The organism is Paenibacillus tengchongensis (genome assembly GCF_008973665.1).
GTDB classification, from domain to species: Bacteria; Bacillota; Bacilli; order Paenibacillales; family Paenibacillaceae; genus Paenibacillus_AQ; species Paenibacillus_AQ tengchongensis.
In genome coordinates, this window is sequence record NZ_WACP01000001.1 from 46,844 (window position 1) to 63,319 (window position 16,476).

The 16,476-nt window shown below is 35.9% G+C and carries 8 protein-coding genes; all 8 read right to left on the minus strand.

Going from position 1 to position 16,476, the window contains the following annotated elements; genetic code table 11:
* Nucleotides 1–4: 4 nt before the first annotated feature.
* A complete protein-coding gene (locus tag F1381_RS00090; RefSeq protein WP_151732799.1) occupies nt 5–1,213 on the minus strand; it encodes a radical SAM protein in 1,209 nt (402 codons plus the stop codon).
* 17 nt (nt 1,214–1,230) lie between these two features.
* Nucleotides 1,231–5,043 carry a non-ribosomal peptide synthetase gene (locus tag F1381_RS00095; RefSeq protein ID WP_187355113.1) on the minus strand — a complete coding sequence of 1,271 codons (3,813 nt, stop codon included), beginning with the start codon at nt 5,041–5,043 and terminating at the stop codon, nt 1,231–1,233.
* Nucleotides 5,044–5,047: 4 nt separating this feature from the next.
* Entirely contained in the window at nt 5,048–6,718 is a 1,671-nt protein-coding gene (locus tag F1381_RS00100) for a PhpK family radical SAM P-methyltransferase (RefSeq protein WP_151732801.1), read from the minus strand.
* A 9-nt stretch (nt 6,719–6,727) separates the two neighbouring features.
* The gene (locus F1381_RS00105; protein ID WP_187355114.1) at nt 6,728–11,185 is read right to left on the minus strand and encodes a non-ribosomal peptide synthetase; all 4,458 of its coding nucleotides are present in this window, start codon (nt 11,183–11,185) and stop codon (nt 6,728–6,730) included.
* A 127-nt stretch (nt 11,186–11,312) separates the two neighbouring features.
* Nucleotides 11,313–12,428: a serine hydrolase domain-containing protein gene (locus F1381_RS00110; protein WP_187355115.1), complete on the minus strand. Its 1,116-nt coding sequence runs from the start codon at nt 12,426–12,428 to the stop codon at nt 11,313–11,315.
* Between the two features lie 696 nt (nt 12,429–13,124).
* Complete coding sequence (locus F1381_RS00120; protein WP_187355116.1) at nt 13,125–13,856, minus strand: radical SAM protein; 732 nt, start codon at nt 13,854–13,856, stop codon at nt 13,125–13,127.
* A 30-nt stretch (nt 13,857–13,886) separates the two neighbouring features.
* Nucleotides 13,887–14,933: a hypothetical protein gene (locus F1381_RS00125; RefSeq protein WP_151732806.1), complete on the minus strand. Its 1,047-nt coding sequence runs from the start codon at nt 14,931–14,933 to the stop codon at nt 13,887–13,889.
* A 357-nt stretch (nt 14,934–15,290) separates the two neighbouring features.
* Nucleotides 15,291–16,349, minus strand: a complete 1,059-nt coding sequence (locus F1381_RS00130; RefSeq protein ID WP_151732807.1) for a hypothetical protein — start codon at nt 16,347–16,349, stop codon at nt 15,291–15,293.
* Nucleotides 16,350–16,476: the final 127 nt, after the last annotated feature.

Consider the following 16,476-nt stretch of genomic DNA (forward strand, 5'->3'; position numbering starts at 1 on the left):
AAATTTAGAGATCCACATAAGTTCCAATGCAAACAAACATATCTTCTTCAAAAGTCTTTTTAAAAGCAATTCCCTGCTTGTCCATTTTGTTTCCAGCATTATAAACAGATCTGTCCTGAAGTACATCTTTCAGATCACTCCAACGCTGAATAATCTCAACTGGATCAACTTTACCATCTAGTTTATAAGAAGCGGCGCCTTTATTGTCACTGTAACCGTGATGTTTTATAACATTAAAGTAAGAATCTGTTCGGAAAAAATCTAATAATTCAAAGAAGTCCTCTTCTGTTTCTCCTGGAAATCCCACGATGATATCTGCAGAAATATATAAATCCGGACACTTACTCTTCATTTTCCCAATAATCGAGTATCCTTCTTCAAAATGTATATCCCTAACCATTCGCTTTAAAATTCTCGGGTTAATATGTTGCATTCCCATATCAAGTTTCTTGATAATTCCTTTCTCACACAATTCTAAAATTTCCGGCCAATACTTTCTTAGCCACTGTATATCAAGTCCCCCAAAATATAATTCAACGTCATCACTAATCAAAAGCATTGAATGAAGCAAAGAAACAATTGTTGAATCCCTATCTAACCCATAAGCAAATGTATCTTCGGCAGACAAATAAATCTTTCTGTATCCGCTCTCAATGGCAGTTTGGTATTGCTTCAATATTTCAGCTTCCGGAACGCTTTCTAACTGTCCCTTAGCTTTTTTGATAATACAATATGTGCAATTCCCAAGACATCCATCAGAAATTTTTATGTAAAACATAGCATCCTTCTTATCTTCCTGTTCATCTTGACGAATAGTAAAAAGGTTGCTCACATCAACATCTTTAAATGGAATTTCTGCATCAATCAATAGATCTAAAGCATCTTCGCTTTTAATTTCAACTATTTTCCCGGTGTAAAAGGATTGGATTTCTTCTTCAAATGTTTTAGGGAGACATCCCATCATAATAATATTTTCTTCAGGATATCCTATTTTCGCCAAGCTTTTTATGGTGTTCATTACTTTATCGTACATCGATTTATGGAATCCACAGGCACAAATTACGATTTTGTCTGCCCTTTCGAACTCCTCAACCACTTCCCATTGATTTGCTACGAAATACTTTTCTATCTTGGCAAAATATTGAACTGTTCTTTCACACTCTATATTATTGGATAGAATCATCACCGTTCTGCTTAACATCTTATTTATCATCGTGATTCCCCTTTACGTTATAATGTGAAGCTATTTTCATCAAAAATATTTTTATCTTGCTGATTATGAATCCCCTGTATAATGGCTTCTATTTTGATGTATTTATTATTGGCAATCGCCTCCAGAACCTTTACGTAATCTTCAAGAAAATCCTCAATAGTCTTCTGCATAAAAAGCTTGGTGGAATACATCAGGTTAAGCCTTAATCTATTGTTATCCTCAACTGCGCTTAACATTAATGAGAACTTTGTATTACAGGTTTCAAGCTCATACGGGATAAAAGAAAGCTCCTCGAGCTCCAGCGCAGGAATATCAGCATTTTGCAGCTCAAAAAATGCCTCAAATAATGAGTTTCTACCCGGTTGCTTGGGCAACTTCAAATTTTGCAGCAGATCATCCAACTGATAATCCTGATTCTCCAGCGCCTTGATCACACTAACCTTGATTTCCTCCAGATATTTTCTGAAGCTCTTTGTTTTGGACGGATATCCTCTAACAGCTACCGTGTTTACAAACATACCAATCATGGACTCTAAACCGGGATGGTTTCTGCCGGAGGTTGGGCTTCCTACAATGATGTCCTCCTGCTGAGAATATAAAGATAAAATGATTTGATATGCGGCTAACAATACCATATAAAGGGTTGCACCTGTGGTTTTGGCAAGATGATTTAACCGCTCCAGTAAGTCTCCTTCTAAGTAACAGCTTGTCTGAGCACCGTCATAAGTCTTAACGGATGGCCATTCATAATCCGTTGGAATATTCAAGACTGGCAACGGACTGCTCAATACGTTAATCCAATATTCACGTTGTTTATCAATCGCCGGACTTTTAACCAGCTTGTTGTACCAGGATGAATAATCTTTATATTGCAGCTCGGTTTTTGGCAAATGATTTCCTATATACAACTCCTGAAATTCTTGAATTAATATTCCGACAGATACCCCATCTGCAATAATATGATGCATATCCACAACTAAATAATGCTCATCATGGGCGACTTCAATTAAATTAGCTCTAATCAGCGGAGCTTGCTTTAAATCAAACGGACATATCAGTTGGTTTATTTCTCTATTCACGCTCTCTTCTGAACATGTTTTGAACGCAACTCTGAAATCAACATTCTCTTTAACGATTTGAACAATTTTCCCGTTTTGGAGCGAGAACTGTGTTCTTAGTATTTCATGTCTTGCAATCAGTGAATGGAATACCGTTTCTACCTTCTCTTTATCAATGGCCCCTTTTATTCTTAAAGCCATCGGCATATTATAGGTCATCCCTACTGCATCAGACTCACAGAGTGCATAAATTCTTTGTTGAACAGATGACACCTCATAATAATCCGCTTGGGGTACGGATTGGACATCCGGAATCTCCACGTTGTTCTGGTGACGAATCAAATGTGCCTGTTCCTTTATTGTAGTGTTACTAAAAATATCCATTAGGGATACTTCAACAGAGAACACTTTATTTATCTTAGCCAGCAATAGCACTGCCTTCAGCGACTGCCCCCCTAGGTCAAAAAAACTGGTGGCAGTACCAAAGTTCTTTATCTCCAATAGTTCCTTCCAAATCTCAATCAATTCATTTTCAATGCGGTCACCAGATGGACTTTCGTTAAGTTCCATTTGGCTAGCCGGGTGAGGCAGCTGCGCACGGTCGATCTTACAACTCTGATTAATAGGGATAGAATCAATTCTCATAAAATATGAAGGTATCATATAATCAGGTAAATATTCACTCAGGTAATCTTTAAGTGTGGAATAGGTTATCGTTTTATCCGAAATATAATAGGCACACAGATACTTATCACCTGTTGAATCTTCATCATCAATCACTAAACAATCAACGATTCCCTCATACCGTGACAAGACAGCTTGAATCTCACCACATTCTATCCGAAATCCTCTAATCTTAACTTGCCGATCACTTCTTCCGTGATACTCCAATTCACCCTTATAATTAATTCTCCCCCTGTCTCCAGTTTTAAAAAGAATGTCTCCTGAAATATGAGGAATAGAAATAAACCGTTCCTGCGTTAACTCCGGTCGATTCATATAACCTCTTCCTACACTTTTTCCTGAAATGTACACTCCCCCAATTGAACCAACCGGTGAGTGTTCTAATTGGTCATCCAAGATGTAAACGCATGTATTAGGTAAAGGCTTTCCAATCGGAATGATTGATAAATTAGCTGTCGATGAATCATAGTTATAAAAGGTAGAATCTACGCAGCATTCCGACACACCATATATATTTGTAATGAGCGGTTTGTTGCCATCAAATTGGTCAAGGAACTCTTCGACTATATTCTGAATTAATACCTCTCCACCGATTAGCAGTTGTTTTAAATATAGTTGATCCGCATTGCCTTGTATTCCTGCCAAATTCATCAATCGCAAGTGAACCGGTGTTCCGTCAGAAATGTGAACCCGATTCCGGATATAAAAGTCGATTAATTTGCTTCCATCCCTTCTTATATCCTCCGCTGCAATTATGAGCGTATGCCCCATCAATAAAGCAGAATATATTTGTTGTACAGATGCATCAAACACATAAGAAGCTATTAAGGCAACATTTAATTGTTCATTGAATTTTTGGTATACACATTTAGAAAGGCCACTAATTAAATTCATAACATTCTTATGTTCAATTAATACTCCCTTAGGTACTCCCGTCGTTCCAGAAGTATATAGGATGTACGCCAAGTCCGTAGGCAGGCTGTTTGTTTCCAAATTATCCTTCGATTCCGCCTGTATATGAGTATCTTCTTTATCCAAACAAATGATGTCAGTTGTATCTCTTACCGGTGAAATAGTGGGGTTAACCATCAAAGCAGCGCTATTCGTAATAACCAGTTTAATGTTACAGTCTTCCAAAATTGCATCTATTCTTTGCGTAGGATATGAAACTGAAATTGGTACATAGGCACCGCCGGTTTTCATAATCGCTATCATCGCTACAATCATGTCCAGGGATTCTTTTACGAAAATTCCGATCGGCATTTCTTTATCTACTCTGTGATTTCGTTGAATATATCTGCCTAAGCGGTTAGCTTTTTGATTAAGCTCCGCATAAGTTAAATGCTCGTTCCCAAATATCAATGCAACACTTTCAGGTGTTTCGTTTACTTGCCTTTCAAAAGCCTTATAGATAACTTCTGAATTCTGGCTGTTATCTATGTAATCCGTATCATTGAATTTATTGATAAAATGGGTGTCGCGCTCTGATAAAAAGTGAATATCCTTGATAGCTATTAAAGGATTGGCCACAATAATGGATAACAATTCCACATAATTTCCCAGCCATCCTTCAAGCGTACTTTTCTCAAAGTTTATAGAATTATAGGATAATGTGAACATTATCCGATTTTGAATTCTTTTAAATTTGCAAGTAAAATCATAATATTGTTGTAACGGCTGTTGCTCTGCAGTATGTATATTTTCCAATGAGCAGAAGATCGATGAGTTATTGGAGTCTTGAACCGCTGGTCTTTGCGTCAATATTCCACTGCAATGACTTTCATAAGCATCAAGCACAGATTGCCGCACCGCTAACAAATATTCCTTAAACGTAATATTGAGATCCGGAATTTCCGTTTTAATGTAGACAAGGCTATTGTGATCCTCTGGCATATCAAACTCATCCAAAAGAGGCACCCACATGGCAAAATCCTGATTCTTATAATCTGTTACTAACATTAATTTTAACGATGCCACCAGTAGTACGAATAATGAAAGGTCTGTATTCTTACTTGTTTTTATGAGTCTTTCACTTATATCAATGGGAAGTTCCCATTGCAGCTTCTCGAGTGTTTTTGAATGGTTCATTTCCCTATACATGCCCCTTTTCTTTCTCAAAGTCAAATTCAACATCATAGCGGGAACTGAAGCTTTTTTTCTGATCTAAACAAGCTTTTTTCATGGTACGAAGCAAGTTTGGACTAATATCCTCGGATTGGGGATTTTGCAACTGATTTTTGATACTCTGATTGAACGCTTTAATGAAGTCTTTTATTTGTTCAAGTTCCAGTCCCCTATTCTGCAAACTGAACACACTTACAAAATCAAAATTGTACTGGGGCATCCAAATGGAATTTTTTATATTTATAAACATACTTTTAATCAAATTACTTGCAGTGGAAGCATCCATAGTCGCATGTTTCCATTCAAATTGTGAGTTCCGTATGTCATACTTATCCTTTTCGTTCCATATTGGGGTAAACGGATCACAATACCATAACTGTGCTCTGAAGAAGTCCGGTTGATACTCCTCAATAAACTGAATTGTATCCATGACAGTTTCCTCTGTTTCGCCGGGAAATCCAATTACAAATGAAGCGTGAGTAGTAATATCATATTTTTTTAGTAACTCTATACCTTTTTTATACTTATCGATGGTTACTAACTTGTTCATATTATTCAATATCGTCTGATTAGCGGATTCAATTCCCAGAAAAACCCCTTCACAGCCGCTCTCTTTCATTAACATAACCATTTCTTCATCAACAAACTGACACCTTAAATTACAATTCCATAAGAAGTTATACTCATTTCTGATCATCATCCGTAACATTTCCTTAAATCTCGCCGGGGGTACATTAATTGTGTCATCAATCATATTGATTCTTTTTACGGAGCCTAGTTGTTGTAGCTGATTCAGCTGATTTTCTACAGCATTTAATGAAGCTGTTTGATACTTACCCGCATGTTCCGGAAATCCGCAAAAAGAACAAGAAAACGCACAAGAAATTGAACTGCGCATGGCAACTGATTCTCCAAGACGACCGGAAAACAAACTCCAATCAGGCATATTTACATCTAAGCTATTATTTTCGGGAATAAAATCATTGAAAATATATGTTTTGTTATTTTTATATATAACATTATTCATGCCGGATATGTTTTGATTATTTTTCATAGCATGTAGCAATTCTACCAATGCTGTTTCACCTTGGGCATTATGGACATAGTAATCGGCGTTAATAGATTTTAATAACATTTGGATTGATTCTTGATCTTGTGATTTCATTTGAGTTGCCACAAAGGGGCCGCCGACAATCACAGGAATCTTATCGTTTGTTTCTTTGATTAAGCGAACCATTTCAATGATTGGTATAGGGGACACATATAATGTCGTAGGAATCACAATCGCTCTTATATTTTGTTGCAGCAGTTTATGAACCAGTGTATCTTTTTCGTATTGAAAAGAATTAATATAATCAAAGGACAGGCCTCTTTTGTCCAAGAAGGATCCGAGGTAGGCAATTGTCAAATTAAAGACATTCGTTAAGCTCACTTTTCCTCTTCCGTCATGTTCATTAGAGAACCTCAACTCATTCAGCATATCGTTAGCAGTAAATACCTGATTATTATGTTTCACGAAGTTAAGCCTTAGATCCTTATAGGCGTTCGATTCCGCTGACATATTCCGTAATGTTTGTTCATATTCCGCAAATACCATTTCATTGTATCCAATAAAAAAACAATCAATTTCCGGAAGCATTTCTGCGTTTCACCTTCTTTCATCTTGTGCGCAACAGATAGCAGATATAAGGCTTTGGGGGTTACGGGTTACTTGGTCAGCAATACTCTCAAAGCAAACAGCCCATTGTTCCACTGTATTTTTTCGAAATAAACTTATGTTATATTCAAATTGGAAGCTAATCTGCTCTTCTTTCTCAATTGCATTAAGCGTCAAATCACATTTGGCCGAGGCATTATCAGGATATTCAATTAAAGTGACATGTACCCCTTGAAAACGGATGTTACTTGGATCAGTGTTCTGGTAGGCAAAAGCTACATCGAAGATCGGATTTCTGCTCAGGTCTCTACGGAGGTTAAGCTTCTCCACTAATTTATCAAATTGGTAATCTTGATTCTCATATGCTTTTATTGCACCTTTTTTCACTTGCTTCAATGTATCACGGAAGCTTTTATTAGTATCAATTGTCTGTTTCAATGCGAGCATATTGACAAACATCCCAACGGTTCCGGCGATCTCTTCACGGCTACGGCCGGAAACCGGAAAACCAACGATGATAGTGTCTTGCTCTGCAAATTTATGAAGTAATACCATGTAAATAGTCATTAGTACCATATAGACGGATGACTGCGATTCTTTAGCCATGCTTAATACTCGTGCGGTTAAATCTTTATTAAAATTAAATTTCACGCTTTTCCCTTGAAAAGATTGAATTGCCGGCCTCTCATAATCAAGCGGCAAGTTTATGACTGGAATTCCGGATCTGTACATATCCAGCCAATAATTTTCTTGCTTCCTCATTGCTTCAGATGTAAGATTATGATTTAACCAATGGGTATAATCCTTATACTGTACATTTATTGATTGAAGTTCCCCGTTATTGGAATAAAGCGCTGTAATTTCATTGATTATGATATCAAGCGATTGCCCGTCTGCAATAATGTGATGAATATCGAATAATAGATAATGTTTATAAGTGCCACTTCTATACAACCTCACTCTAAACAGTGGTGCTTTGGCTAAATCAAACGGTTGAATAAAATCTTCAACCAAAGCATCTATTTCGCTCTCTTCACACTCCTTTAATTCCCAATTAAATTCTATCTTCTTATGAACAACTTGAACGGGGCCTGTATCTTGTAAACTAAAAGAAGTCCTAAGAGATTCGTGTCTTTCTATCAAAACATGAAAGGCGTTCATCAATTGTACAGTATCCAACAACCCCTCCAATTTCATGACACAAGGCATATTATAACCTGTTGAAGTTCCCAATAAATTCAAGATATACATCCGGTATTGCGCGGGGGATACGGGATAAGAATCGCTTTGTGTACTAGGTGTTATCATTTCATACGTACTCTTCTCCAGTGTTTCAATATACTCCGAAATTTCAGCAATATTGGAATAACCGAATATAGAAATGGGTACGTTTACATTCATTTCTTTTTGAATTCTTGACATAATCATCATGGACTGTAATGAATGTCCGCCTAATTCGTAGATGTTGTTATACCGAGTAACCGTGTTGCATTTTAGGATATCTTTATAAATTCGAACTATAATTTGTTCCGTTTGGGTTAGAGGGGACAAGTCAGCGGTCTGTTCAACATAATCGATCGTTGATAGCTGCTTACGGTCTACTTTCCCATTATGCGTTACAGGTATCTTGTCTAATTGAATAAATTTTGACGGAATCATATATTCGGGCAAAAATTGAAGCAAATGCTCCTTAAGCAAACGGATGTTTAAAGGTTCTCGCGACACCAGATAAGCGCATAAGTAATTATCTCCATTCAAACTCCTTTTAGCTTCCACTATGGCTTCCTGTATACCGGTGAAACTTAACAATCTCACTTCAATCTCTCGGGTTTCAATGCGATGCCCCCGAATTTTCAGCTGTTGGTCATTTCTCCCGATATACTCGACGATTCCATTCGGAATTTTCCTGGCATAGTCACCTGTTTTATACATTTTTTGTCCCTTGATAAACGGATTGGGAAGATATCTTTCCTGTGTCAATGAGGGTTGTTGGTAATACCCAAGGGAAACTCCGTCACCGGAAACATAGATTTCTCCGATCCCACCATCGGGTACCGGGCATAATTGATTATCCAGCAAATAGATTTGAACGTTATCTGCCGGAACACCGATAGGAACTGTGCTGCCGTTATCAGCCGATGGGGAATACCTGTGAATCATACAGCCAACAACCGTTTCGGTTGGACCGTATTCATTATAAATCTCGATTTCGTGATTAAATTGTTCACTCAGCTTCTTTGCCAATACCGTTCCAAAATCCTCACCGCCAACAATCAGTACCTTCAAGTTAGAATTAGATAATATGATTTGTTCAAATAATTTACAATGTGAAGGTGTGGCCTTAATTAAACCGACCTTATTATCTTCGATTATTTTTCTAAAACAATCAGCATTATTAGGCCCGTCATAAATAACTATCTTATTGCCGGAAATTAACGGGGTGAATATAGAAGTAATTGTTAAGTCAAATGATATTGAAGAATATAAGGGGAACGCCAACTCACGCCCACGAACATAAACTTTATTTGCCCACCAAATATAGTTAGTCAATCCTCTATGCGTAACCATAACACCTTTGGGAAGTCCGGTTGATCCGGACGTATACATTAAATAGGCAAGCTGATCCATGTTGTTTAGCGCTAAAGGTGCAAAAATTTGTTCTGGTAAATCATGCTTAATATTTGCTGCGTCTACATCAAATATGACTCCCTTGTATGATGTAAACATCTCTTCACGTATGTACGCCTCATGCGTTAATAATACTTTCGCTCCACTTTCCAGCAGCAATGCTAATACCCTTTCTTCCGGATAATTCGGATCAATTGGAAGATAGGCTGCACCCGACTTCAGCACACTTAATATTGCTGTAACCAATTCAGGAGAATGTTTAAGGAGAATGGCGACAATCTGTCCCTCACAGATCCCCGATTGCAACAATTGATAAGAGAGTGTATCTGATTTATCCTTTAATTCCTTGTAAGTAATTTGAGTATCCTTATACTCAATGGCTATTTGATGCGGGTTCTTTATTGTTTCTTCTTCAAAAAGCTGGTGCACGCCCTTATGAGGGATGGGTGAATCAGTCTGATTGAAATCATAAACGGAGTGTCTCTTGTCTTTTTCAGAAAGCATTTTAATATCTGCTATTGAATTAACAAAACCAGATGTAATTTCAATTACAATATTTTGATAATGCTCTAATAGATTGATGATTGTTTCTTTACTGAACAAATCGGGTTTATAAGCACACTGCACAACTAGTGTTTCTTTACCATGGGGCCAAGACACTTCAAGAACCAGCGGGTACTGGGTAGATTCAGACATAGCAAATGACTCCATATGAAAAGGCAAAGCATTAGAATAGATCATGGGATCAACCGAATAATTCTGAATGATCAGCAAAGAATCAAATAAACTGTCATATTGCTCACTATTAGCCTGAATTTCGGCCAAAGGCATATTAACGAAATCGGAACTTAATAACTGATTGATATCTTTCATAATCCCCACTAAACTATCATTCGGTGAAAACTTAAAGCGTAAAGGTACTGTATTAATAAATAATCCAACCATATCATTAATACCCTCTATGGGCAGATCCCGGCCCGATAGAACTGTTCCGAATATAACATCATTTGTATTACTATATTTTTGGAGTAATATTCCCCAAGCTGTATATAACACTGCCGATTGTGTGACATCAAAACTTTCTGCATATTTTTGAAGAGAACTTATAACTTCATTATTAAAGAAAGATGGATACGAATGTGTCTCAACTAACGTACCGCCGGTGACAATCTTGGGTAAGTAGCTTCCGCCAACAAAATCTTTTAAATAGCTACTCCAAAATAGGCTTTGTTCTTCTTTCGAATATAGCTTTGTATGCTTTATGTATTCCTTAAATTTCGTTTTACGCAATACAGGCACGGTCTCACCGTGATATATTTTCGCGTAAATAGTCACAAACTCTTTGATCAGATTAGCTGCACTCCATCCGTCGAAAAGAATATGATGATAACTTAGCAGCATACTGTGATTCAAAGAATCCAAAGTGTAAAAATGTACCCGGAAAGGCACCTCTGACAAATCAAGCTCCCTCATTTGATCTCTCATTTTTGCTTCCTTATAAAGGATATCGCTATCTTTCCCGTAAGTACTAAAATCATAGTGACGCAGGTTTATATGATTTTCTTTTAGAATGACTTGTACCGGTTTATTCAAGCCTTTCCAACGGAATGTTGTCCGCAACATTTCGTTGTTTTCTGCCAATACCTCCCACGTCTTTGCAAACACTTCAAGAACAACCTCACCAGTAAAATCCACACTCAGGTGTTCTAAATATAATGTGCTACTATTATTCTTGATATACTGTAATAACATGCCTTCCTGCATAGAAGTTAACGACAAGATATCATCCACTGCTTCAGCGTGTAGCTTGGGATTAATCAAGGCTTTTCCCTCCAGCATAAGAGGTCCAGCATTACTTCCAGTTCATATTTGGAATAGGAGAACAAGGAAATTACTCCGCTGTGTTTTGATTTCATCATCTCACGCTCCTATATAATCTGCTTTATCCTCATAAAAGGACTACATTTTTCCTGGAATTGAGGTACATCAAGCCCTTAAATAACACAGACGATTTACTGACTGGGTTTAATTTCAATAAATCAAGATTTTTTTGAGACAGAGGCCCTGTTAACTCTTCCAACCAATGCTTGACTATTTTCACGGAAAGGATTTGACCGTAATTACTGTTTGTCATAACAACGATGCCTTCCCCTAATTCAGGTAGAACAATAAAATTGGCATACCACCCAATGTTCATGCCACTATGCATGATCATTTTTATGTTATTCGGTAATGTAAATATGTAATAGCCCAGTCCATATGGGATCCTTCTATTCACGCGTGAATGCATCATTGTTAAACTTTTATCTGATATAGGCATATGCTTACTATTACTGTGGTACATATTTGCTAATAAAAACTTGGAGAAATCATTTATGGAGCTGCATAGACCGGCGGCTGCTTTCTCCGTATAGTGTAGTTCCTTACTTTTAAATCCGAGAACATTGTATGACGGCATCATAGCCAATTCATTCCGATCAAACGTGCTATTTAGCATCCCCAACGGATGTAATATCTGGTGTTTCATATATTCTTCGAATGATGTTCCGGTTAATGTTTCAATTAACAGCTGCAATAAAGTGTAATTACTTCCTGAGTAGCAAAAATTCCCGCCTGGCTCTGCAGTTTGTGTTAGCGCTGTATTACCCGCTCCTTTCAAGCTCTCAGTAACTGAAGGCAATGACTGATGAAGCCGATAACCAAGGTAGCCCACAGGAGCAAGTCCCGAAGTATGACTCAGAGCCATTCTGACAGTCACCCGACTGAGATCAATAAAATCTATATATGTTAAGTATTTGCTCATCGGGTCATCCAAATCAATCATACCTTGCTCCGCTAATCTGCATATTCCCCATGAGGTAATCGTTTTGGATATTGATCCCAGTTCAAAGCTTACATTGTCCGTTTTATCCAGATCTCCACTTAAACTGCTGTATGTTTTCTCTGAAACCACTCTCATATTACTGATTATTGAAATAGATACGTTAGGAACACGGACTTCACTCATCCACTTATTCATATTCATATCTAGCTCATCCAAAAAAACATCCGATAAACAATTCATAAAATTAGAGATATCCATTTCTGATATATTTGGTAATATATTGAATTAAAGATGTATTTAAGTATTACACCCAATGAATAAAATGTCAATTATTGCTCTCACATTCCAACAAAAAAATATATATTTCTTCAATTATATTGAAAATAAATGAACATTAGGATAGAAAAAGAAATTATTTTGTCAAAAAAATTCATTGATGGGATTTAATATTGATCTTTTCTTAATTGTATGCGTTTTCATAAAAGTGTAATTATAAGAGCCATCTCCTAGAGAAATAGCGAGCTAATTAAAAATAAAAAGCGGTCTATGATCAATTAACTGATCTTAAGACCGCTTTAAATCCTAAATACTTTTAGTTAAAAAAAACCTTTTATGGAAATTCGAAGCGTGTTTCCTTCTAAAAGCCAGATTTGATGCATGCAAAATAGCGCCATCTAAACGTTCCGCTGAAGCCTTAGTACACGCTTTGCAAACTGTAATCGAAATTTTATCGCTATTTACCCGAGTATATAACAATTTAACACGAGTATTCAAACAAACAGGACATGTTCCCCGTCCTTTTGCCGGCATTTTCGATAGTATTCTACCACGTCTTGTTTTAGGCATTTTTTTATTCACCTCACTTTTTATCCCAATACTTCCATCTTACACGGTATGGATATTTTTGTCTGTTTCAATAATGTGAACAAGCTAGATTTAATATCTGTCTAAACAATCACTTTCATCAAAATTTTCTAAACATTTTTTCCAAGTTGCAGAAACTACTACCTCAATATTATTATTATCTACTTGCAGCTGCTGATAGCGGCCGCATTTTGAACATAGCGGATTAAACATCTTGGATAGATTTTCAACATTCACTTCTGCTAAATCTTTTATCCCAATATTGTATTTGAAGAATTTATCTATAGCACCTCCTACTGCGCAGCAATAGAAACCGGAGGCATTCAATGAGATAGCACATGCTTCAGTAGTCCAACAGCCCTTATATTCATAATTTGGATTATTGTGAATATCGCAAACAGCATAATGAATCAGATTAAATCCTTGTTGGTAATTATCCACTTTATTTGTATTTTCTATTATTATGTCCGGATAATTCTCCTCAAGCCACAATAGCTTTCTCTTAGTGTAAGCAGTATATCCGTTGCTTGATACAATTAATCTAAGGGAGGGGTTATACTCTCTTTTATATTCATACATAATATGTATAATTTCATTAAATTCATGATGAATCGTTGGTTCTCCACCCATTATTCTTATCTGCTCCCAAGGCTGCCCACAGGAAATAGATTGATCTACAAACCTTTTTATTTGCGCCAGCTCCATAGTTGTATTTTTATTCCCTTGAAGCAGCGATAACCCCCGGTCGCAATTAAAGCATTGTAATGTGCAGTTATGAGTGATATCAATTTCAAGTTTTTTCATATTCGGTATGTACATATATCCAAAATCCCCCTAAACACTTCTCAATTGTTTTGTAACGTTCGACAATATTTTAATTTCTTTCTCGCATACTTCTTTAATACTGGAGTTGATGTTGGTTAGGATGCCGGAATCTTTCGTAACCGAATATTTGATGATAGAAATTCTTCCAGCATTAATCTTGTTGGCTATCTCTAAGTATTCATTTATTATTTCGGCGTCATAAATTAGCTTGTTTTGATAAAAATACTTCAATCGTTCTAACATACTTTTTTTATGTTCCCATAAGCAATGCAATGGACGAATGTCAAAATTAGTTTTATTCATTGATAATGCCTCGTTGAACAATACTATCTGTGCATATATATCCATACCGAAGCCCCAGTTTTCGTTAAATAAGGAATAATCTAAATTGTCCATATGTTCTGTTCGATTATCAAAATCATACTTCAAAAGATTTCCAGCACAATTTCTGGAGAACAGGTAGTCTTCTAATTTATCTATAACGTTATTTTTATCAAAATAATACTGAAACTCTTCTCTCATCTTGAGAAGTTTTGAATAATTTCTTTTAGACTGTACTATTGCGCATACTAAATCATCAAAACTGATTTCAGATTCTGCATAATTTCTTTTTTCATTAAAGCCAATAATTTTAAAGCTTTTATTACTCAAATCATAACCAAATATTAATACATCATGAGTAAGACTGTTTTTATGATAGGAAGTTCTATGAGGGACATGATATTCATCAGCATACGTATAGATATAATACCCGCTATCTAAAATCGATATAATTTCATTACATAAATCATAAGGTTCATATTCAAAATAATTACTAAAATCAAAATCCAAATATTCTAGCCAAGGAATCCCTCCATAAACACTCCCTGCAATAAAATCGACATTCATATCCACTTTATTCTCCACAAAGTTCAAATCACATTTCAAATGCATAAAGTTGCTGTGTAACCAGATTTCTGTTTCTGCATAATTTGAAGTCACTGATAACGGATATGCCCTGTACTGATAGACTAATATTGGTGGTTTCACATGGATCGGAAGTCGTAAACTCTTCATAACTGATCTCCTCAAAAACACTAATGTATGCTGAAATAAACAACCAGACTATTAGAACCAAACAATTTTTTATCGAAGTTACAAATTAGGATCGTTCAAAAGTATTACAGCAGAATATGCCTTCTTTTCTTGGTAACCACCAACACCTGCCTCCTTGTACCTCTGGTTGTCAGACACTTTCGAAATCCGGGAGCTTTGTAATTAAATTTCTCTCTTTGGATTTTTATAACATTTTTCAATCTAACATTTTATATATAATAAGTAAATATAAAGCCTCACTTTCAGCATTTTTTCGCTAATAGAGCTAATATTTAGAATTCAAAGAAAAAAGCCTGTCTAAAGACAGACTTTGTGATCTCAGCGCTTCGCCTTATAATACTCGTGAGCAGCTCCAATATCTGATATGGTTCCTTCCAATGTACTTAAAACATGTATTAAACACTTGTTTTCAATCGGAATAATCTCGTTAAAATGCTCAATTACTTTTAGAATTATATTTTTATCGTTAGTTATATCATATTTCAGCATTTTATTACGAATCAAGAGTGATACCTTTATAATGTATGAGTAACTCTCCAAAACTTCTTCAGGTATTATTATAAATTTATTGCTGCGCATATAAGAAAATCTATTAAACATACATTTTTTATGTTCCCAAAACAAATGAAAAGGTCTAATATCAAACCCAGTCTTCCCTTCAATTAATTCATTTAAATAAAACAGAACAGAATCATATACTTTCATTCCCCTAACAAAATAGAGACTATTCGATATATCAATTTCCTCAGATTCATCATCAGAATAAATATATTCTCTTAATAGATCACAAACCCTGTTTAAGTCAAATTTGTATGATTTACTGTTATATTTAAGCGAAATTACCTCATTCTTATAATATTGATGATTATGTTCATACGCTTCAATAAACTGCTGAAACCTGATACTATATTCCATGAATTTTTTTTCAGATGTATATCCTGATACAAATAACTTTTCTTCAGCCAAATCATATCCATTAATAAGAATATCATGTATGTAATGCTGGTTTTCGTATCTAGAACTAGAAGCAATAAAGTATTCATCTATATGGGTATACACATAAAACTCATTTTCAATACATTCAATTATGTACTCTATAATATTAACATTCAGCTGTGCAAGATCTTCTTTTCTTATTTTTCGGGTATTTAATAGAGGATGGGTGTCTAATGGATGATCAATGAAATGGAAAGAAGGTCCATGTTTATTAAAATTAACGCAATCTTTGCTTAGTGCCCGAATTTGAATATAATTGTTATAGAACCAGGGTATGGCATGATCGTATTTCAAAAGAACAGAGAGTGGGTAAGCATGAAATTGCATACCCACAATTGGTGGCCGCACAATTTCTAACACTCTACGGTTTAGATTCTCCATTTGATCTTGATCCTCCTTTGTATGCTCTAACTCCATAGATCACTTCGAGACAAGTTGACGAAAGCGTTCTCTAAAAAAATCACTTTCTAAAACACGCCACTTTTACTCTTCCAGATTGCATTAAACA